Raw genomic sequence first — 23,296 nt, forward strand, 5'->3', positions numbered from 1 at the left:
GGATATTGGATCCTTGACTCTTTAAACCTCTTAATTATCTGATGCAATTTTAGAGAATTGATCTCTAAATTGCGAGGGTGTCTGGCCTATCCATTGTTTGAATAAGCGGCTAAAATATTTTGTATCTTGATAACCTACAGATAAGGAAATATCATAAATTTTCAAATCCGTTTTCTCTAGCAGTTCCTTGGCCTTTTCAAGCCTTGCGGAGGTGACATAATCCAAAATCGTCTCCCCAGTTTGGCTCTTAAAATAATCACAAAAATAGTTGGGGTTCATATAGACCTGCTGTGCAATTTTCTTTATCGAAATACTGTCCCCCAAATTATTCTTTATCCACTCTTTTGCAACCTGAATAGGATTATGCTGCTCCTTTTTCAAATCAGCCATTTTTTCCATCACTTGTATAATCCACATTTTCACCCTATCCTTCAATTGGATGAAATTTGCTGCATTTTTTGTAATACCTAAAGCATCTGTTAGTAAATTCGGATCCTCACTATAGCCATCATTTTCAATCCAATTATTCACAATCCCTATTAATAAATAATGAACCGCTTCATTAATCATAATCGGTGATGATAAGGATTCTATTTCATGAAAAAAGCCTTGTAATGCCTTAAGTAAATCATCCCTTTTTCCTTGAGCAAATGAGTTAATCACTTGTTCTGTAAATTTTAGGATAGAAGATGAGATTCCCTTTGATTTTTGAACTCTCATACTTTCAAACAAATCAGTCTCAAAGACTTGATTTCCTCCTTGAATGATTCGAAACTGAAGTAAGGTAAGCAGTTCGTTCTTCATGTCACTGAATAATGCAAGATCTTTAAATTCATGGCCCAATCCAATTGATCCTGTTAGCGTGGTTGATCTGTGTATGGAGATTCTAAGCTTTTCTGCAAATTCTCTTGAAATTGATAAAAAATTGGAAACACAGTTTTTGTCTGGAATGTGCAACAAAATCCAATAGTTTAACTTACTGCCCCGCCACCACCAGCTATTAATCTGGTGTATTCGAATTGTACCTGCAACCGTTTCTTCTAACATATTTTCAATTTTTTGAGTCCAGGTAGTCCAATCTCCGGGCAGAAATTCTCTTGTTTGTGATAAAACCTGATCAATACTAACATGAATTAATTGATAGCAGCCGCTTGGAAATTGCCGGATCCATTCTAGATACGCGATATCTTTTTCTTCATTCCATGTCATTTCACTTAATAGCTGCAGCTGTTTCGTGTACTCTAATTGAGAAGCCTTCTCTTGAATTCTGTGCCATTCCTGCTTTTCTTTATAAAGCATCTGGATTTTTTGTTTTACTTCATCCATCTGGATTTGAAACTGTTCCTTATCAATCGGCTTCAAAATATAATTAGCAGCGCCATCTCGAAGGGCAGTCTGCAAATATTCAAAATCATCAAATCCACTAATAAAAATGGTCAGGAAGGATCGATGACTTTTAAGTTTTTTATTTAAGGTTAACCCATCCATTTCCGGCATCCTAATATCGGAAATGAGCAGGTCAAAAGAAAGGGATTGATTGATAACCGCTTCATAAGCTTCTAATCCATCAGAAAATGTACCCACGATTTCCCATTCACTGCCTAATGATCGAACCATTCGTTCAATCCCTCTTCGAATTCTTCCTTCATCATCGACGATAACTGTTCTTATTTGAGTCATCTTCCCTCACCCTCCCTTTGAATCACGGAGTAATTTGTTACTTCATTCTTTAAAATGGCTGGAATTTGAATCATAATCTCCGTCCCTTTTTCAATGGAACTATTTACTTGTAATTCATATTGATCTCCAAACATCATCATGACCCGGGCGTGAACATTGAGTATTCCAAAACCTGACTCTCTTTTTCCCATTGGATCGGATTTTAATTTGCACTTTAACTCATCAAGCTTTTCTTCAACTATTCCTGGACCATTATCGCGAATGGTAAATAGGATATCTTTATCTCCGTGCTGATTAAAAATTTCTTTCACAAAAATCTGAATACATAACCCTTTTCGTTTCTCTAGTCCATATTTAATAGAATTCTCGACAAGAGGCTGTAAAATAAATTTGGGCGTAAAATAGGAGTCAGAATCAAGCTCCGTCTGAATTTCATAGGAAAGTCTTTCTTCAAACCTGTATTTTTGAATTTTTAAATAGTCCTGAATATGGTCAACTTCTTGTGCAATTGGCACCAGCCGATCCTTGTTATTTAACGAATAACGAAGCATCCTGCCAAGAAGTGTAACCATTTCAACAACTGTTTCAGATTCGCCGTCTTCAACTGCCATACTAATCGTTTGGAGAGTATTGTACATAAAGTGCGGGTTTATCTGCGATTGCAGCGCATATAATTCCGCGTTCTTTTGACGTATTTCAATAGAATAGTTTTTTTGGATTAAATCCCTAATTTCTGTAAGCATGGAGTCAAAGCTTTGGGCCAAGACGCCAACCTCATCTTTTGAATGAACAGGAATGGAGACACTTAAATTGCCTTCTTCCACTTCTTGCATGATACGGCCTAGTTTTTTTATAGGCTTTGTGACTGACCAGGCAAGAAAAACCGATATGAGACTCGTAATGATGACTAACGTAAAAAAGGCTAAAATGGTTACATTTCTAACCATATTCGTTCCCATTGTTAGATGTTTTAATGGAATACTATGAACTAAAATCCATTTATGACGTGCCGATTTATTTATACTTATAAGTGTTCTTTCTTGGGCTGTGCCGGTCTGAAAGCTTCCGTTTTCTATTGGGTAATCCTTTACTTCAGTAATAACCGAACCAATCTTTGATGAATCTGTATGGAAAATGACCTGGCCATTCTCATCCATCACCCACATGGCCGCATTTTTTTCCTTCTCTAGATCAGCTAGAACATCTTCAATAAATGATATTTTAACCGCTAAAAACATCGTACCAAGTGATTTTCTATTATCAACATCTGTTACCTGTTTCATTAACAAAATATAAGGAGGATTACCTTTAAACTTTAGACTTGCTTGATTAGGCAGGATGATTTCGACTTTCTCTCCTAAATCATGTTCTTCGCCATAGGGAAGGGAGAGATTTTCAAGATTAAACCCCTCATAGGGAATCCTCGTACTGACAAAGGAGCGATTTTTAGAGAGAAGGAATACCCCCAATACTTCTGAGCTATTATCAAGATAGGTATTCGTTAAGTAGCTTTCTACTACAAATTGATCCTGATTTAATTGAGATTGATTTTTATAGCTGCTATCTCTTAAAACAGACATAACATCGCTTGAGCTGTAAATAAGTTCTGGGAGTCTTTCTAACTCATCTAAATTGTTTTCTATATTATTATTCGCTTGCTTTAATAATTTAGGAATATATTCTCCGACTTTTTCTTCAATGGATTTGGTATATTCATAGTACGCTAGGACGCCTAAAAGGCCCATCGGAATAACCGTTAGCAAAATATAGGTAATAATTAGTTTCGTTGATAACCGGGAGTTTTTTAAGATTATTTTTTCAAAAAGCCTAGAAATCATATTGGTCGATATTCTCCCTTGTAAAGTCTATGGGAAGCCCCATAATGACGGTGTCACCTTTTATGTTGATATTCCCAACCCTTCCGATATGCTGTCCATCGTTAATATTTTTGCCGCTCAATAATTCCTTCGCTAGACTAACCGTTAAATAACCTAGTTTTTTAGGGCTCCATAATGTAATCATTTGAGCAGATCCATCTTTTAGATAACTCCGCATTAAATTAGGAGTAGAAAGCCCTGTTACCATAACCATTTCAGTTTTTCCCGCATTCTTAACTGCCTGTGCTGCTGCGGGTGGACCGACTGAGGAACTGCCTAGTATCCCTTTCAAGTTAGGATATGTTTTTAATAGCTTTTCAGCCCTTGTATATGATTTTTGGGGATTATCCTCCGTCTCAACCACTTCTACTAATCTCATTTCTGGATATTCCTCTTCCTGCTGCTTGATGATATAGTTCATCCACGTTGATAAATTGGCCGCAGCATGTGAACCCGTCATGATAGCGTACTCGCCTTTTTCCCCCATCTTAGAGGCCAAGTTATCCATTAAATGCCGGCCGAGGTTTTCAGGGTTAACCATATTTATAAAAAGTTCTCTATACTTTTTGTCGGTATCCGAATCCCATGTAATTACTCTTATGCCTTTTTCTCTTGCCTTTTGCAATACAGGTCCTAATCTTTCTGAATCATTAGCTGAAACAGCAATTAGATCAACGTCCCGCTGAATAAAATCCTCAATAATATTTCGCTGCTGCTTCCAATCCGCAATAGGCGGACCAGTGAATAAAACATTAAGGTTTAGGTCCTCCCCAGCTTCGAAGGCTCCTTCTTCGACTGCGTTAAAATAAGGAATTCCACTTACTTTAGGTACGATAGCAATCGTGTAAGTTTCTTTGTTTTCATTTTGTTTATGTTGCTCTTTCTTTTGATCTCCGTTATAAATAATTTGATATTTTCCGGAATTTAATTCGCAACCGCTTACAAATATTACTATTAAAAAACAAACCAAAAATCTAAAGTTATTTTTAATGTTCAACACCTCACATAAGAGAAGCTAACTAAATGGAAAGAAGAGGCCATCTATTAACCTGGCCTCCTAAATAGTATAACATATTTTGAAATCGTTTTTATTACTTAAATAACTTAGAGGATTTCCTTAAACATGGCAATAACTTCTTCTTTTGTAGGCTCAAATGGGTTTCCTGGAGCACAAGCATCTTTTAAAGAGTTAACAGCAAGTTTTTCTAAATCTACTTCTTCCACGCCTAGTTCTGCCAGCTTACTTGGAATTCCAACTTCTTTTGATAGTGCTTTAATCGCGGCAATTACCTCTTCCGCACATTGCACGTCCGTTTTACCAGCTACTTCAAGCCCGGCAGCTTTTGCAATCGCACGGAATTTCCTTGGGTCACGTTTAGCATTTTCTCTTTCCACGATCGGAAGTAGCATGGCGTTACAAACACCGTGTGGTAAATCATAAACTCCGCCAAGCTGGTGGGCCATCGCATGTACAAATCCAAGACCGGCATTATTAAAGGCAATTCCGCCTAGGAACATAACGTACGTCATTTGTTCACGGGCTTCAATATCATGACCATTCTTAACCGCACGAGGTAAATAGTTAAAAATAATTTCAACTGCTGCAAGGGCAGTCGCATCTGTTACAGCATAAGCACCTGGAGTAACAATTGCCTCAATTGCATGTGTTAGAGCATCCATACCTGTTGCAGCAGTTAATGCCGCCGGCTTATCGAGCATTAACTCTGGGTCATTTACAGAAATAGTCACTAAACTATTTTTATCTACCATAACCATTTTGACTTCACGTTCTTTATCGGTGATTACATAGTTGATGGTAAATTCACTTGATGTACCTGCAGTGGTGTTGACGGCAATGATCGGAATTGATTTATTTTTCGTTTTATGAACGCCCTCATAATCACGAATGTCGCCGCCATTTGTTAGGTAAAGACCGACCGCTTTTGCTGTATCTTGCGGGGAACCGCCGCCAACGGAAACGAGTACATCACATTCATTTGTTTTAAATACGTCTACACCCGTATAGACGTTTTCAATGGTTGGATTTGGCTTTACATCATCATAAACAATGTATTCAAGATTAATTGAATCTAATTCTGCTAGAACTTTACCAGCAACTCCACTTTGATTTAAAAACTTATCAGTTACCACCATTGCTTTTTTAAAGCGAAGATCCTTCACTAGTGGAGCTAACTCCTTTAAACAGCCTCTACCCATTAAATTTGTACTTGGTACATAATAAACACTCACTGCTATTCCTCCTTTTTATGTTCACTATTTCACAAATTTATTTTTAAAATTAAGGGACAATATGTCCCCTAATAGTAAATCCATTTATAAATTTAAGATTCCTGGTCTAGGTACAACATGGAATGCATCTGCAAGGTCTTGAAGCTGCTGGTCCGTAATAGTTTGTTTTTTACCGCCTTGAGCACATACAAAGGTATAAACCTGGGCTGCTTTTTCAGCTGTTTCAATTAGACCAAAAGTTTCATCCATTGTGGTGCCTGCTCCAAAGATACCATGGTGCGGCCACACGACAAGGCGTGTATGTTCCATTTTTTCTGCAGTTGCTTCGCCAATTTCATTCGTTCCTGGAATAATCCAAGGAATGACACCAACACCATCAGGGAAAACAACAATACATTCGGTACACATTTCCCAAAGCGTTTTAGTAAAATCTTCTTCCTTCAAGCTATGTGAAAATGTCATTGCAATCAAATTAGTTGCGTGGCAATGCATGATCACACGGTGGTTTTTGTCAGCTTCTAACCGTTTCATATGATTCATTAGATGTGTTGGAAGTTCACTTGTTGCTACCCCGCCATCTTCAAGGCCCCAAAGGATCTCATAGCTTTTTCCGTCCTCCCCAATCCGGATAACCCCTAGGTTAGAGGATGGATCATCTTTTACATTTTTGAAGTATTTTCCAGAGCCAGTAACGGCAAAGTATCTGCCTGCTAGTGCTGAAGCATTAAAATTCATAGGTACTGTTCTAACTACACTATCAATATCCAGATAAGGTAACACCTCAAACTCATTTAGTAAGTAACTAATATTTCCTCCATTACGTTCATCCCAACCCAATCGGTACAAATTAGAGGTGGCTTCCATCATTTCTTGGATAAATGGTGCTCTGTATATTAAATTTCTCACATTCAGACTCATGTTCAATCTCTCCCTTTAAAATAATTAAATTTATATAAGTTTGGTTAGTTATTTTCTTTACACTATTATCATAGCTTGATAACAAACATAAATCAACATAAAACAAAGAATATACCTTTGTTTATTTTTGGTTATTTAACATTTTCGCCACATTTTTTATTTGTTTGTTTCTGATTAATAAAAAGAAAACAGACATTAAAAGTCTGTTTTCTTTTGGCTTTATTTAATTTTGGTATAAGTTATTCATATGAGTCACCTCTAGTTCAACAAAAACTATTTAACAAGCCAAACTTTCGAAGAAGTTTGGCTGTAGTGGTTACCTTATTTTGATTCCATTTACTTTTACGCTTATATTTTTAGAAGGAGGAATGATTTGAGCTTCAACATCCTCTGGTAAAGTAATTTGTAAATCAATATAATCACCTAAATCCTTACAATAGATATCAATTCTCCCTTGTGGAATAGGAACGGAGCCTTTTATCCACTTAAGTCCATTTAAATTTGGTGCAATCGATACTTTCGTAAAACCAGGTTCCAATGGTTTTACGCCAAAGAAGAGAACCCCAAACACATAGGTAGGTGCTGCTGACCAGGCATGGCAATGACTGCGGCTAAAGTCTCCCTCGATTAATTCCCACCCTTCCCAACATGTTGTTGCATCATTTTCCAGCATATAACCATATGCATTCTTAATATTATCGAGTACTAGATCATTTTTCCCTAATTCCATTAATGCTTGATAATAGAAAAATAGGACAAAGGGACTTTTTATTTGGACAAACTTTTCTGGCGGATTTACTATATATTGTTCGATAATATCTCTGCGCTTTCCTTCCACACAGTTTGTAAGATAGGCAATTAAGTTTGTTTGAACACTATGAATTTTTGATCGAGTCCCGTCCTTATGAATACTATCAATAAATACCTTTTCTTCTTCATCCCATAAGTATTTGTTTATTGCTCGTTTCAATTCATCGGATAAAGTTAAAAAGGTTACTTCATCATCATTCTCCCCAATAATGAACGCTAAGTAAGCGGTTTGCCTTAATGCATCAACGAGGAGTGCATTTTGATGCGTGACAATATTATGCTCTGTATCCATCGGTGCCCAATCTAACATATTCCAAGCAGAAATTTCCAATAAACCATCTTGATTTATAAATCCTTGAAAATGTTGAACAGTCAGTTTTAGCTCCGGATAAACCTCTTTAATAAATTCTATATCACCCGTGTATCGATAATATTCATGGCATGCCTTCATCCATAAAATGGACCAAGCCGTTAGGACATTCTGCCATCCACTAGGCACATGGGATTCTGGCAGCGGCGAGCGATAAACGGATTTAGAAATTAACCTTAAACATCGTTTTACTAAGTCATAGTTTCCAAATGTATAATAATTCATTAAGGAAATATTATAAGAATCTCCCGTCCAAAGTGCCTGTTCATAGGCGGGACAATCAATAATGGTATCTTGTGTACACATTCGAATGGTATGCTTGGATATTTCCCAAATTTGGTTTAATTGATAATCCGAACTGCTAAAAGATCCGATATTTCCTGTAGGGAAGGTAGTAACATTTACTTTTATATTAAAAATTTTACATGGCGTTTTTAAATTACGGATTGTGAGCATCATATATCGAAAACCTCTAGGAATAAAGGACCGATAAACTTGCCGGCCGTCCTTAGCAACGTATCTTAATGAGTTATTCAATGAAAAAGTATGCTCGATTCTCCCATCCTGGTGGATACTTTCAAACAAGAAGAAGTCAAAAATAGCCCCCTTTAAAGCCTCTACTTCAAATTCAATATGACCTAAGTATTCCTTGCCAAAATCAATTAGATATTCTGTATCCCCTCTTTCCATCGGTGAGACAAGAGTAAAACTATGATTTGGCAAAACCATATTTTGCTGTTCAAATCCTATCGGGTAATTTCTTATATTTTCTTTAAAAATCGAAAGCAGGCTTACATTTTCGGTACAAACATGGCTATTCGGAATCGCCTTCGCCCAGTTCTTAAAGGGACTTAATTCACTTATGGATGATAACTGCTTTATTAGGAAATATTCATTTTCAACCGGAACCTCTAATTCGATGGGTTTACCTATCTGTAGTTGAGTGGTTGAATAAAAAGGTCCAAAGCCAATAAATTTAGCTTCTTCTTGGCTGAATGGAGCGATCAAATTAATTTCTTCAGGGAAATTCAATGTCAAATGGATTGTCGGTTCGTGAAAGAACCCGCCCAAATCAATGATTAATAAATTTCCACCCTTCCTTAGACTTACTTTTTCATATTTTCCATTTTGCGTTTTGTACTGCTCTCCATTAAGAGTGAACTCCCACTTGGCTCCTGCATGTGCATCAAAGGTGAGGGTCATTTCCCCTGATGCATCCTTGGTAGTGTAAAGTTCAGTCACTACATAACCCTGCATCGTTTTTCCTGAATTACAATCCAATTCTCCGGGAAAAAAAGTCGGTTTTAAATCAATCGAAAAGTGTTGTGAAACAGGTCTCACTTCTTTTAAAGATAATACACTTTTGGGATACATGGGTTCATTTGTTAAATGAGGGATATCCCGAGGAATCAGGCTCTTCCAAGGGCTTACTCCGAAGGGACCGATTATTTCTGCAACATCCCAACCAGAGTCGTCAAAGAAAAGCTGTTCCCAATCACTATCAAATAAATTTGCATTATAAATTTCTGCCCATGATAAACAATTAGACATTTTGACAGATTCTTTAATAAATCCTTCATGATTGGCAGTCTTCCACCTTTCATCTGTCAACAGCTGGCCAACCACCTGGCCTTTATTGTAGAAATCAATTTGCGCTAATAAGCCGCCACGCCCTTCGATATAATGCATTGTGCTCATTCCATAGTGATTAACTAACACAGCAATCACATTTTCTCCTTTTTTAAGACCGCTTAATTCATATTGGTCATAATACCATTCGGTGGTCCAGCCACGTACTGGTCCAGAGCCGATTAGTTGACCATTAATATAGACCGAATATTTTGTATCAGCTGATATTGATAATATTGCTGATTCATATTCCCCGCTAACACTGAAAGTCCGTCTGAAACATGTCCAATGATTTCTTGGATGTTCTCCGCTCCTATCCCATATCCAATTTGCTTTCCATTCCATAGATTTGCCTCCAAAGTTAAGACCCGATCATTCTTTGAACAGGATGAAATCGGGTCTTTGATCAAATCTCAATTTTTTGTAATTCCTTATTTAACAGATCCTGCCGTCATTCCAGCAACAATTTTCTTGTTAAAGATAATGAATAAGATTAGCGGTGGAATAGAGATCACTAAAATATTAGTAAATAGTAAATTCCACTGCGTGATGTACATACTCATAAAATTATAGAGTGTTAGCTGTAAGGTAGCATTCTCTGCACCTGGAAAGAAATACAATGGATTCACAAAATCATTGTAGACACTTACTGCTGTTAAAACAATTACGGTTGCTGATACAGGTTTTAGCAATGGTAATATAATATTAAAGAATAATCGGAACCTTCCACATCCATCTATTAAGGCTGCCTCATCAAGGGATCTAGGAATCGTAACCATAAAGCCTCGATACAATATAATCGTAAATGGCAGGTTTAATGCTACCTCAACAAGGACAATACCCGGCATGGTTTTAAAAAGTCCAATCTCTTGAAGCACCCAGATCGTTGGGACCACCGCTGGAGGAATGATCAACCCCGCGAGAATTAAAAAGTTAAAAAATGGCGTTACTTTTGTTACTTTACGCTGTAATACATAGCCAGCAGCAGCACCTAGTAAGATGAGAAGAATAATCGATAATCCTGTAATCATCACACTATTATAAAATGCACGTAAAATCATCCCATCTCTTGCATTAATAACAGCCTTGAAATTCTCCATAATGTGAAATGTTCTTGGCCAATCCATATTTAATAGTGATGATTCCTTTACATCTTTAAAGGCATTGATAATAACAAAATAAAATGGTATTCCAAAGATTCCTAGGGTAGTTATAACAGCAAAGCATTCGAATAGAACTTTCCATAGTTTTTTACGCGTCTTCACGTTACTTTTCTTTGTCATTATTGGTTTCGTTTCGATTTCACTAATGACCACTTTACTCATTACAAGTCCACCTCTTTACTATTGAGATAAGCATATAGAGGGAAGGCTAACGCAGAAACGAGTATGAATAAAATAACATTTCCAGCGGTTGAAAGACCGAAAAAACCTGCCTGATATTGCTTATATATAATGGAGGCAATCAGGTCAGTACTAAAACCAGGTCCTCCCTTTGTCATTGTCCAAATCAAATCAAACGAACGTAAGCCGCCAATAAAGGAAAGAATAATAACTGTGTTCATCGCTGGTCTGCTAAGAGGTAAAATGATGCTCTTAAATTTATGCCATGCATTTCCACCATCGATCATAAGTGCTTCATAGTAATCTTCTGGAATAGACATAATTCCAGCAATGAAAATAACGGTCGCCATTCCGACCCCTTTCCAAACATCAACCAAAGCGACTGAAACAAGCGCAATTTTCGTATCCCCTAACCAGTCTGGCCCAACAATTCCGATTCCTTTAAGGACAATATTAATTAGGCCCTGTGAAGGATGCATTAACATGGTAAACGCAATACCCACTGCAATCGTACTTAACAATGTAGGAAAAAAGATCATCGAACGAATAAATCCGACAGTTTTCAGTTTCGAACTAAGAAAAACACCTAGTAAAAGACCAAGAATGACTTTCAAACCTGATGTCACAACTGCGTATATTAGAGTGTTCTTAAAACCAATATTCAAAGATGGTTCTGATAAGAATGTCTTAAAGTTTTCAAAACCAATAAACTTCCAATCTGTTAACGTCCACCAAGTCATACTGAAAAAAAGTGACATAATGGTCGGCAACAAGAAAAAGACAAAATAAACGATACCTGCTGGTAAAAGGAAGTAATACGTATATGTTTTGTTTGCTGACTTATTCAACTTCCTCTCCTCCCTTCAACTCTTTCTAATAGATTGGCCCTGCTAGAAACTAGTCAGGGCCAATAAATCAATAGATTAATAACTATTTACCAACCTTTAAGACCTAGTTGTTTTGCTTGTTTTTCAACATCTTTGTCGTATAGCTTCGCCCCGTCTAAAGCTGAGCTAATTCCACTGCCCACTTGAGTTGTAATTTGCTCTAGGCTAGGCCCTTTAACTGGGCTGAGGAATTCAAGAGCTGGAGCCGTTTTGCCTGATTCAAAATATGGTTGCATATCCTTAACTGCAGGGTAAACATCATCTGAAAGCGTGATTCCTTTTACCGCAACCGGTCCAGTTGGTTTGATTTTGGATGTATATAGATCAATACCTTCTTGAGATACATAGAACTCTAAAAATTTCTTCGCTGCATCGATATGTTCACTATTTTTATTGATAAAGATTCCCGCAGGCATCCACACCGTTAATCCATTCTTATCAGCACTGTCACTTGGTTGTGGGAAGAATCCAATATCCTGCATTTTGTCTGGGGAAGTTGCTGCAATATTAGCTAAAGCGAAGGTGATCATTGGATACTGTACACCAGTCCCATCAGCTAACATTTTTAAGCCTGCATCATAACCAGTTGCAAGAAAATCTTTATTCATATAACCCTTTTTATAAACCTCAGCTAACTTTTCAAAGCTTCGCAGTGCTGCAGGGGTAGTCGCAATTTTTGCTTTATTAGCTGTAAAATCATCTGAAAAGTTCGGGTCATCAGCAAGAACATTATAGTTATCTGCAAGGACAATCACTTGAGATGTCCAAGTATCTTTATAAGTTCCGATTACAGCTGTTTTGCCAGCTTGTTTAATTTTTTCATTATTAGCCATTAATTCATCCCATGTTTTAGGAACGGAAAGGCCTAGTTCTGCATAAACCTTTTTGTTATATAACCAGCCGCCGGCATTTGTTGGGGTACCTGGAATTCCAAACACCTTTCCATTTGCTGAAACAGCATCCTTATAATCGTCCATAATATTTTCCATGAAAGGTTCTTTACTAAGGTCGACAAAATTTTGTTCAGGGTTCAGTGCTTGTAACTGCGAACCTGAGTTATTCCATACTAAATCCGTCATATCACCCGTTGCTAAGCGGGTTTTTATAATATTATCTCCCTCTGAGCCGCCAGGCCGAGTCTCAATTTCTACTTTAATATTATTCTTCTTTTCAAATGCATCGATAATGGCATTGATTCCATCTAATTGTGTCTGATTATCAATTAGAAAGGTTACTTTTTCTTTTTCTTTGCTTTTGCTGCTGCCGCCACCAGAAGTGGCTTCTTCCTTGTTGCTGCATCCGGCTAATATTCCTGCCATTAGTGCACTACTTAACAATATTGAGGCGATCTTTTTATTTTTGCTCCTGATCATCTCTTTTCCCCCTTTTTTAATGTAGTTCTAACCCATACATATCTGTGATATTAATACTAGGTGATTAATTTCATTCTAAGCGCTTTCATTTTTTTATATAAGTGGTGCTTTTTTTGGAAATACGTCCGTTTTTTTTAGATAAAAAAAGTCTTTCATTCAATTTTGTATTGAAGAAAGACTTTTTTCTCAAATTATAGCTACCAGCCTTTAAGTCCTAGCTGCTTTGCTTGTTTTTCTACATCTTTATCATATAATTCTGCGCCTGCTTTTGCTGAAATGGTTCCACTCCCTACCTTGATGGTAATTTGCGGTAGGTTTGGCCCTTTTAAGGGACTCAGATATTCCAGTGCCGGCGTGGTTTTTCCAGTTTCAAAATAAGGTAACATATCCCTTACAGCAGGGATAACTTTTTTCGGATCATTCATACCTTTTACGGCAAACGGCCCTACAGGGATCCTCTCATCAAAAAGCAGTTTCACACCTTCAGTAGATACAATATAAGATAACCACTCTTTAGCTGCTTCTAAATGCTGTGTATTCTTATTTACATAGATTGCAGCGGGCATAAAGATTGTTACTCCCTTGTCTTTAGGATTATCTCCAGGCTGAGGAAAGAAACCAATATCATTAATCTTATCTGGGTAATTCTTTACGATTCCCAAGAAAAACGATGATAACATAGGATATTGAACCCCAGTCCCATCTATTAACATTTTCAAACCTTCATTATAGGTAGCAGTTTGAAAGTCTTTGTTTAAGAAACCCCTTTTGTATACCTCCGATAATTTTTCAAAGCTCCTTAATGCTGCTGGTGTACTAGAAAATTTTGCTTTATTAACTGAAAAGTCTTCTGCAAAGGTAGGGTCGGCAGAAATAACATTATGGTTATCGGCAACAACAATTAACTGCGAAGTCCAATCATCTTTATAAGTACCAATGACTGCTGTTTTACCAGCGGCTTTAATCCTTTCACTATTGATTATTAATTCGTCCCAAGTTTTTGGCACAGTTAGGCCTAACTTTTGATAAACCTTTTTGTTATAGAGCCATCCGCCTGCAATCGCACTGCCGATTGGAAGCCCGAATACCTTGCCGTTAACGGTAACTGAATCCTTAAAGGATGGTACTATTTTCCGCATAAACGGCTCATCTTTCAAATCAACAAAATATTCCTCCGGATTAAGTGATTGCAAAAGAGATCCAGAATTATAAATAACCAAATCTGCCATATCACCGGTAGCCAATCGAGTTTTCATGACCTGATGACCTTCCACTCCGCTTGGACGTGTTTCAATATCTGTTTTTATATGATATTTCTTTTCAATTTTGGCAGCAACTGCTCGAATTCCCGTTTGATCTACTTGATTATCAATTAAAAGGCTTAAGGTAACTTCCTTTGGGGTGGATTTAGTTGTACTATTTTCATCGTTACTACTGCAGCCTGCTATAATAGACGAAAATATTAGAAGTATTCCTATCATCATTAAAAATATTTTCCTGTTTATCAACATACCCATTTCCGCTCTTTCTCTTATCTGTAAATGTATTAAAAAGAATCTCGATATTGCCCTGGATTGACTCCTGCATGTTTCTTAAATAATTCGGAAAAGTGTCTATAAGTATGATAACCTACCTTTTCACTAACTTCCGCTACCTTTTTCCCTTCCCTTAGAAGTTCTTTGGCCCGCTCCATTCGCAGCTTAGTCAAATATTTAATATATGATTGCTTCATTTCTTCCTTAAATAAAAGACTAAAATAGGTCGGATTCATCCCAACATACTCCGCAACATCCTGCAACGTCAAATCTTTAGAAAAATTCTTTTCTATATATGTACATGCTTTTTCTACGGCATCATGCTTTTTATCCTTACGAATTAAGAGGAACCAATCCATTATCATTTCCATTTGCCGCTTCAACCAACTAAACATTTGCTCTTTAGTATTCAATAATCTAATGTCTACGTGCGGCAAGTAATTTCCCTGACTTAAATTTGATATATCTTCTCCTGTTTCTTTTGCCACTTCCATTCCAAGGTAAATAAGTTTTAATATTTCACGCTCCATCACGTCTGGATTTAAGCGCTGTAATTGAATTTTGCTAATAAACTCCTCAAGCTGCTGGTAAAGTCCTGTCTTGTTACCCGTTCGCAAAAAGAAGATGATGGCTTCTTCCTGTTCCGATAAGTCACTTGGAATATTGGGATTTTCTCCTATTTCCTCAAACCGTATCCATTCTCCATGTTCCATAAACTGGCCATATCGTAATGCTTGTAATGCTTCTTTGTAGCTTTTGGGTGCGTCAGTAAGATTAGGATAGGTCCTTCCTGATCCAATGGTTATTCCGCGTTCATTCGGCCAATATATTAATTGATTCATCAGTTCTGTTGAATCTGCTTCCAGATGAAAAATAACAAGCAGGTGCTCTGCACCATTGCGAATACATACAGAAAAGTATGAAGGGTGACTCGGTAAGTCAGGGCCTTTTTCGGAAAGAGCCAAGACGGTAACCGCCACAATGTCCTTAACTTCTTCCTCAAAACTCTTCCTCCACTTCGGCAATACCTCATCACCCTGAAGAAGTAAATCCAAGGTTGCTTTTTGAATAAGCTCAATTCGACTGTCTTCCCATTTCTCCTCTAACGATAGGACTGTTTTTTGATGCTGTAATTTTTCAAGTATTCTTTGGATTGTATCCTCTATCATTGGGATGGTAATAGGCTTTTCCAGATAATCTGAAACACCTAACTTTATAGCTTTTTTTACATATTCAAATTCATTAAATCCACTAAAAACAACACAAACAATCTCAGGTGCAGCTTCTAAAATCTTTTCAACAACCTCCAAGCCATTCATTCCAGGCATTCGGATATCAGTAAAAACGATATCCGGGGAATATGTTTCAACTAAATCAATTGCTGCCAATCCATTACTTGCCGTACCTACCAGCTCAATTCCGTATTTTGACCAGTCTATCATCTTTTGCAATCCTTGAAGAACAATGTATTCATCATCAAATAACACGGCTTTTAGCACCCATTACTCCCCCTTTACCTTCACGGAAACTAATCTCTATACAGGTTCCTTCATCTACTTTACTTGAAATAAACAATGTACTATCCTCACCATAAAATAATTTAAGCCTCTCGCGTACATTTTTTATTCCATAGCCGCTTTCCGTTTTCTGCAAGTCATCAATCCCCACACCATCATCCCTGATCGTAAAGGTGATCCACCCCTCAGAGATTCTTCCTATTAACTTAATGTTCCCTTCACCAACTTTGGTCTCAAGGCCATGGTAGATTGCATTTTCGATAAAAGGTTGCAGCAACAGCTTAAGAATAGGTTTTTCCATTAAAGACGAGTCAACATCCTCGATATAACGAAACCGGTTTTGATAACGGAGATTTTGAATGGTCATATAATGGTGAATATGCTCTAATTCCTTTGAAATAGGAATTAGATCTTCTCCATTATTTAAACTCAGCTTGAAACTTTGTGATAGGGCAATGGCAATCTCCGCAATATCCTTATTGTTTTCCAAGATGGCCATCCAATAAATCGAATCCAACGTATTATATAAAAAGTGCGGTTTAATCTGGGCTTGTAATGCCCGAAGTTCGGCCTCCCGCTCTTTTAACTGCGAATGAATAAGCCTCTCGTTTAGTTCTTTATTTTCAACTGTGATTCTTTGAAATGTTTCGCCGATAACGCCTATGGTGTCAGATTCATTATTTTGCCCTGAACCCCACAACCCTTTTGCCCAATCAACGGTCATCTTCTTTAATTGCAGCCATGGTTGTGCAACTTTTCCAGATAAAAAATAAGAGATTAATAATGCTATGATCGCAATAATAGCAGAAATGCAGGCTGTGATAATGCCTATTTTATTTGACTGTTTTAATAGCACCTTTTCTTTTGTAATATTTGCGAATGTCCATCCTGTTGTGTTATTTGTATAGCTGCTAATTAAATAACCTTTTTGTTCTAAGTTTTGAAAAATCGATAAGGTATTCTTGCCCTGTGACAGCTCTTCATTCAGTGTTGAAGAATTAATAAATACATTATTTACCGCATGATTGGAAGAATCGATAACGGCCATTACACTATTACTGTCATCATTTAGAACTCTAGAAAACATTGATTTTTTAATATTAACAACTAATAAACCTATTTGTTTTGGGTTAAAAACATTTTGTGGATCCCGTAATAGTTTTACTGAAGAAAAAGTGGTATTTTCCCCTTCTAGGACATTATAGCTGAAGAAAATTGGCCTTCCTTGAGCATCAACACTCTTTTTATACCAAGCTGATTTTGAAATTTCCATGTACCTATTATTAAATTCAATACTGCCTATACTATTATGGTTACCGTAACAAACAGGGCGAAAATGAACATCAAATAAACAGACCGAATCAATATCTTCCGTATCAATGAAATAACTAGAGATTAAATCTTGCATTCGTTTGGTTGTGTTCTCGTCTAATACATTCTTGCCTACTTCCGAAAAGGCGGCGCTGTCAATTAACTCTTCTCGGACACTATTGCTCCATGAAATAACACGTTCCATATTAATAATATTCCGGAACAAAAGGTCTGTCACTTCACTGGAGGTTCGAAGATTATTACTGGTTGTTTCTACTTGATTCTGAACTAATGTATTTTTGGCAATATTAAAAGAGATAAACCCTAGTAATAAAAGAGGGAATATAGAAAGGCAGAGCATAATCAAAAAGTATTTATATCTAATTTTGTCACGATCATAATAATTTCTAACTCTTCTGAATACTTTTCTCATAATTGTCCGCCTTAGTAAAAATTATTTCCTTCAGATCAACTTAAACTTTATTTAGATTTATTGTCATCATAAATCTAAATAAAAAGGATTTCTATATGTATTAAAAAAATAATGGTTCCTATCAATATATTAAAATTTAAAATACCACAGCCCTTGTCTTTTAACTAGGGCTGTGGTACACATTCATTTTCAGGTTCGTTCCATTACATCATGCTACTTTATTTCACCTTGAAAGATATGCTGTCAATTCGAAGATCTGGAGCATGGAATTGAACATAGATCGTATGCTGTCCTTTTGGCGCATTATTTCCTAAATCTACTGTGACATCCTTATACCCAAGCTCATTTACAGTAACTCCTGCATTTTGGATAGTGTACGTATTCTTACTAGTAGATGGTACATTAATGGTAGCAAAAGGTGCACTATCTAATGAGTCAGCATGCAAGGTTATTGCTCCGCCAGCTGCATCAGAAGCAACGGAGGCGGTCACTTTCTGCGAGCCTGTCAATACCAGCTTCGGCAGGGCAACCCATGAACCGTTCTGCTTAGAATGAACCGCATAATAACCTCCAACCACTTTCTTCTCTTTTAAGTTATCAGCGGTACGGGCTTTAGATACTTCATTATAAACAACCTCATTAGCGGCGAATGCATGGTCGAAAACATTAAATAGCTTATTTGCAGGGAGCGCTGCAAGTGAATCACCTGAAATATCGATATCTTTCTTGGCACGGATATCTTGGGATGAGCTTCCTATCGTCAATTCATAGTTTCCATCCTCAACAATGAAATCACCCGCATTTACATCCCAAATGGCGAAATCCTTTGGATTCACGGATAGAGTTACAGTCTTTGTTTCACCAGCAGCTAAGGAAACTTTATCGAATCCTGCTAATTGCTTTTGTGGTGCATGACTGCCATATGCTGATTTTTTGTTTTTCACATATAACTGCACCACTTCTGAAGTATTAACCTTCCCTTCATTTTTCACTTTAACGGTTACTTTGAAAGGTGAGTTCCCTTTAGCTGTTGCTGGTACATTGAAATCGCTATACGAGAATTTACTGTATGACAAACCGTAACCAAATGGATAGGTTACTTTTGCATTTGTATACATGTAGGTTAGTTTAGATTCCTCTGGATCAGCATTGGTCATATCTAACGAATAACGTGGATCAATATCATCCAAAGTAACGGACGTATTCCCTTCAGGAATGGAGTACTTATTGATTTTCGGAAACGCAGACATATCTGCATACCATGTAGAAGCTAAACGACCTGTTGGTGCATAGTCACCATACAAAACCTTAGACAATGCATATGAATCGTATTGTCCGCCATACGGCTGGTATACAATCGCAGAGACGTTTGGATTGTTTTGAATCCTTTCCATCCCTACAGGGAAGCTGGATTTAACGACAACAACCGTCTTTTTACCCTTTGCAGCAAAAGCGGATGACACTTTATCAACTAATTGATAATCGGCTTCACCCATATTTAGATCAGAGCGATCGGTACCTTCTCCTGCACTGTGACGCGGGATAGCCCCGACAAAGACAACAGCGTAATCATCTGTATCTGCGCGTTTGACTGCATCTGCGCCAACTTCCTTAACAACAGTTTGTTCAAATTTCACACCATCGTTTCGGTTAGCAGCAATGGTTTTATTAGTTAGGGTCGATCCAGAAGTCTTAAGTTTTCCATCTGATCCTGTTGTAATAAAGCGTCCGTTTGCGTAATACCAATTCGAGAAATCTCCTGTAAACCCTGTCCTGTAACCATTAGCAATTAATGATACTGTGTGATCTGAATTATCCTCCACACGAATTGTAGGTGGGATTGTACTTGTGCTACCGAGCATTTGGGCAAGATCCCAATCATTATTTGTTAGGTTTAAAGGCGTATTATTTGTATTTCCAACAACTGCATTAGCTGCAGTCGGAGAAGTAACCCAAAGACCATTCTTTTGAGAACGTATGCTATAACCTTTTTGTCCCCAATCAAATACTTCAAATAATTGGGCAGGATTGTTCACATCCACCGGATCAGCAGTTGTGATTAGCTGAGAACCTTTTGTAACATCCACTGCATTTAAATCAGCTGTTACGGCTTGGCCGTTTAGTTTGGATTTCAACGCGACAACCTTAGCACCTGCCGAGTAGGACACGTTACTTGCCCCATTTGCTTTAATAATCGCCAACAAAGGAGAAATCCCTGAGTTTTCGATATTTGGCGTGGTACCTACCGAGTAAGTTGTTTTAAATCTTGAATCTGCATAAGCCCCAGAAACTGTAGCTTTTTTATTTTTGGTAAGCGGCAGTGTTCCATCATTTTTTAACAATACGATACTTTCCTCTGCTGCACGCAAGGCAACTTGCTGATGTTCAGCAGTATTGTATGTTGCAGGATCGGATCTTACATCCTTAGCCTCTTGAGCAAATGGGTAATTCTTAGGGATTCCGTTTTCATCCACCTCATTAAAAATACCGACGCGAACCATTTGGTTCACATGAGGGCGTGCTGCTTCGATTAAATCCTCTTTTGTAAGCCCGTATTTACCTTGCTCAACAGCATTCACTATTGCAGCAACATCATCTTTTGCATTTTGCTCATTTGGACCTGGACGCCCAGCGTTTGCCTTGGCTAATATCATTAAAATAGTGGCGTTCGTTCTGTCTGTGGCATACTGGGTATCGTACCCATTCCCTTCCGCACCTTGGAACACCAGTTGGTCAGCATTAAAATCTGGAGAGCTGTAGACTCCATATTTAGAGAAATTATTTGCATGACGTTGATATGGAGAAAGAATGTTTGGAATTCCATTCGTACGTCCGAATGATGTCATAACTCCACCAACAGAACCATTGCTAAGCGCTTTCAAAGGACTCTTGGTCTGATATTCAAAAATAGAACGAGCACTCGCACTATTACTAGATGATTGACGGAACCATTGTGCATTATAAACGGAAAAATGCTTCGTTCCTACCACCGCACGCATCCAGAATCCATCATCACTCTTTGCCTGATCGGTACCACTTAAGCCTGCTGCCATGTTATCAACCATTGTAGCAGCCATATTTGGATCTTCAGAAAAACCTTCATCAAATCTTCCACTAAGTGGATTGATCCGCATGTCACTGACAACTGTGAAGGCAACCGTGGCGGAAGCATTTGCACCACCATGTATGTTTGACTCCCCTTGCTTTACTTTTAATGTACTGATTTTTTCGCTTCCCATCACTTTTCCAATATCAGAAAGCAGTTCTTTATTCCAGGTTTGCCCCATACCGGTTAACGCCGGGAAATCAGTAGAAACCCCTTGAACATTGTCAGCTGCGGATAAAGCGCCAGGAATCACTTTCCCGGCATTTGATCCACGCTGGAGTGTGTAATGGTTCCTCGATCCTGTCGCATAAACAGCAGGTCCTTCAAGACCCGTGTAATCAAAATAAGCATCCACATATTCATTTAGATGTTCTGGAACTCCGTCAAACAACGGCATCCCATCAAAAACCCCTCCAATTTGTTTTTTAAATACAGGGATTTCTTCAGCTTTTTTCAATGGTGCATGAAAACCAACTAAACCTGCTGCAAGTGTCGTAGTAAGGATTATAGATAAAGTTCTTTTTCCCATCTTAGTGAGCTGGGATTTTTTCATCTAATTCACACCTCCCCCAAAAATCTAAAGCGCTTCCATTTTTACAAAAATAGGGACCGGCTACCTATATAAATATCATAAAGTATAACTTGTCAGTCTGATAGTGTCAGATTTTTCTGATTAATGTACGCTTTTTTTGGGGATAGAAAAGGTAATAAAAGGACAACCATTATTACATGGCTGCCCTCTTATTCTCTTACAAGTTATAGTTACCACATAAATGTTTTCTTGATTTCAGGCGGTACAGGCAATTCTCCATAACTTTTTGCTTTTCCAGGAATAGTTGAGTAATTATTTCTGCTCTCTATCAAGCAAATCCAATCCTGCTCATTTCCACGAGTAGGCGTTATCATTTTAAAAATGCGTCGCTCTTCAATCTCCAAACTAATTGTTTTCTCTGTTATAACATTTTCTTGTGTATAGCATTGTCCATCTCTAGGATTAAACCACCAAATTTGTAACTTTTCACTCTTCAACATGCTTAAATCTACCGTTTCCTCTCCACCTGAAGGGAAGTATAAACAAGCAAATTCCCCATCTTTTTCTACACATGCCTGTATGTGTTCATCTAAAATGTCTTCCATCTTTTCATTCTGTTCAATTAGTAACTCCTGACAAGGAATACATTTACTTAAGTCTCTAGATTCCAAAAAATCACGCAGGATTTTCATCTGCCATGCGCCAGGCTGGTCTAAAGCTTCAAACCAAGAATATTTTCGAAAACTATCTCTTTCCTTTTCCGAAATCATCCAACACACCGATGGATGCCCATATGTATGACCAAACGACCCTGCGAACAAACTCCAATAGGCACGTTTTCTCACCATCCATCCCCCATGAAAATCAGTTCCAATTGGCCAAGAGGTGGGCATATGTTCATATGCTGGTTCTCCATCAAAAACAGGCATAGGATTTTTTCTATTATAATCATTTTGTACTAATTCGTAATTTTTCGGTGTTACCCCATGTCCTGATTGAATCATAATAAATGATATCCAAGCATCATCTTCAGTCCAATAGGACATAGTTGAACATTCGCCTGTCTCTGCTTCATGGCATGCATGATAAGTCATTAAAAGTTTTTGCCAATCTGGATCTTTTTCGTTATATTTAAGGTCCTTTTGAAGAACTCCTTTTGCAATACCTTCCGCCATATTCCGCCAAACATCTTTGTAATCGACCCCTAGATGAATGGGCTGCCTGTCCCCGCCTAGACACCAAATGATATTGGTTCTGTCTTTATAGCGATTTCCAATCCATTTTCCATATTGATAAGCATTTTCTTTTGTAACAATCTTTTCTGAAAACTCACCCATCCAGTTATGTCCTACTACAAGTTCTCCCCATACAGGCAGTAATAAAACATAAAATCCATATTCTTCCGCTTTATCTATTATCCAGTCTAAATACTGAAAATATTTTTCATTAGGAGTGTTCAAATCATCATTTAATAAAGCCTTTTCTCCGGCAGGATTTCTCATTTCCTTGTCCTGCTCCGGGTCAAGTGCCACAATCTGTAATACTGTAAATCCTTGTGATTTTCGCTTTTGCATCAAATATTCTGCATCGTCCCATTTTAATCTGTGAGCGATTGTCCAATCCGTATCAGCCAGCCAGATAAATGGTTTCCCGTCCTGATGTGTAAAGAACCTTCTATTTTCCGAGACTTTTAGTCTATTCATATTTTTGTCGTCCTTTTTAAAG

At 37.6% G+C, this 23,296-nt stretch carries 14 protein-coding genes; all 14 read right to left on the reverse strand.

All coding sequences use genetic code 11. The annotated features are described in order from the left end of the window. Nucleotides 1–30: 30 nt before the first annotated feature. Nucleotides 31–1,680, reverse strand: coding sequence for a response regulator transcription factor (locus V7077_RS16145; RefSeq protein ID WP_335503786.1), 1,650 nt, complete (start codon nt 1,678–1,680; stop codon nt 31–33). Beyond that, nucleotides 1,677–3,518 (reverse strand): cache domain-containing sensor histidine kinase, encoded by a 1,842-nt coding sequence (locus V7077_RS16150; RefSeq protein ID WP_335503788.1) that lies wholly within the window; start codon nt 3,516–3,518, stop codon nt 1,677–1,679. The genes V7077_RS16145 and V7077_RS16150 overlap by 4 nt, the downstream gene beginning before the upstream one ends. Next, complete coding sequence (locus V7077_RS16155) at nt 3,508–4,554, reverse strand: autoinducer 2 ABC transporter substrate-binding protein (protein ID WP_335503791.1); 1,047 nt, start codon at nt 4,552–4,554, stop codon at nt 3,508–3,510. The genes V7077_RS16150 and V7077_RS16155 overlap by 11 nt, the downstream gene beginning before the upstream one ends. A gap of 107 nt (nt 4,555–4,661) precedes the next feature. Further along, complete coding sequence (locus V7077_RS16160; protein WP_335503859.1) at nt 4,662–5,813, reverse strand: iron-containing alcohol dehydrogenase; 1,152 nt, start codon at nt 5,811–5,813, stop codon at nt 4,662–4,664. 78 nt (nt 5,814–5,891) lie between these two features. Beyond that, nucleotides 5,892–6,725: a rhamnulose-1-phosphate aldolase gene (gene rhaD, locus V7077_RS16165; RefSeq protein WP_335503793.1), complete on the reverse strand. Its 834-nt coding sequence runs from the start codon at nt 6,723–6,725 to the stop codon at nt 5,892–5,894. 316 nt (nt 6,726–7,041) lie between these two features. After that, a complete protein-coding gene (locus V7077_RS16170) occupies nt 7,042–9,879 on the reverse strand; it encodes a family 78 glycoside hydrolase catalytic domain (RefSeq protein WP_335503794.1) in 2,838 nt (945 codons plus the stop codon). Between the two features lie 86 nt (nt 9,880–9,965). Further along, nucleotides 9,966–10,817 (reverse strand): carbohydrate ABC transporter permease, encoded by an 852-nt coding sequence (locus V7077_RS16175; protein WP_420489663.1) that lies wholly within the window; start codon nt 10,815–10,817, stop codon nt 9,966–9,968. 41 nt (nt 10,818–10,858) lie between these two features. After that, nucleotides 10,859–11,725: a carbohydrate ABC transporter permease gene (locus V7077_RS16180; RefSeq protein ID WP_335503798.1), complete on the reverse strand. Its 867-nt coding sequence runs from the start codon at nt 11,723–11,725 to the stop codon at nt 10,859–10,861. 86 nt (nt 11,726–11,811) lie between these two features. Then, nucleotides 11,812–13,137, reverse strand: coding sequence for an ABC transporter substrate-binding protein (locus V7077_RS16185; protein WP_335503800.1), 1,326 nt, complete (start codon nt 13,135–13,137; stop codon nt 11,812–11,814). A gap of 197 nt (nt 13,138–13,334) precedes the next feature. Then, a complete protein-coding gene (locus V7077_RS16190) occupies nt 13,335–14,621 on the reverse strand; it encodes an ABC transporter substrate-binding protein (RefSeq protein WP_335503802.1) in 1,287 nt (428 codons plus the stop codon). 62 nt (nt 14,622–14,683) lie between these two features. Continuing rightward, nucleotides 14,684–16,171, reverse strand: a complete 1,488-nt coding sequence (locus tag V7077_RS16195) for a response regulator (RefSeq protein ID WP_335503803.1) — start codon at nt 16,169–16,171, stop codon at nt 14,684–14,686. Further along, the gene (locus tag V7077_RS16200; RefSeq protein ID WP_335503805.1) at nt 16,149–17,933 is read right to left on the reverse strand and encodes a sensor histidine kinase; all 1,785 of its coding nucleotides are present in this window, start codon (nt 17,931–17,933) and stop codon (nt 16,149–16,151) included. Before V7077_RS16200 ends, V7077_RS16195 begins: the two co-directional genes overlap by 23 nt. A 218-nt stretch (nt 17,934–18,151) precedes the next feature. After that, entirely contained in the window at nt 18,152–21,592 is a 3,441-nt protein-coding gene (locus V7077_RS16205) for a glycoside hydrolase family 3 C-terminal domain-containing protein (protein ID WP_335503807.1), read from the reverse strand. Between the two features lie 209 nt (nt 21,593–21,801). Continuing rightward, the gene (locus V7077_RS16210; RefSeq protein WP_335503810.1) at nt 21,802–23,274 is read right to left on the reverse strand and encodes an apiosidase-like domain-containing protein; all 1,473 of its coding nucleotides are present in this window, start codon (nt 23,272–23,274) and stop codon (nt 21,802–21,804) included. Nucleotides 23,275–23,296 lie beyond the last annotated feature (22 nt).

This window comes from Neobacillus vireti, from assembly GCF_036962465.1.
GTDB classification, from domain to species: domain Bacteria; phylum Bacillota; class Bacilli; order Bacillales; family Cytobacillaceae; genus Neobacillus; species Neobacillus vireti_B.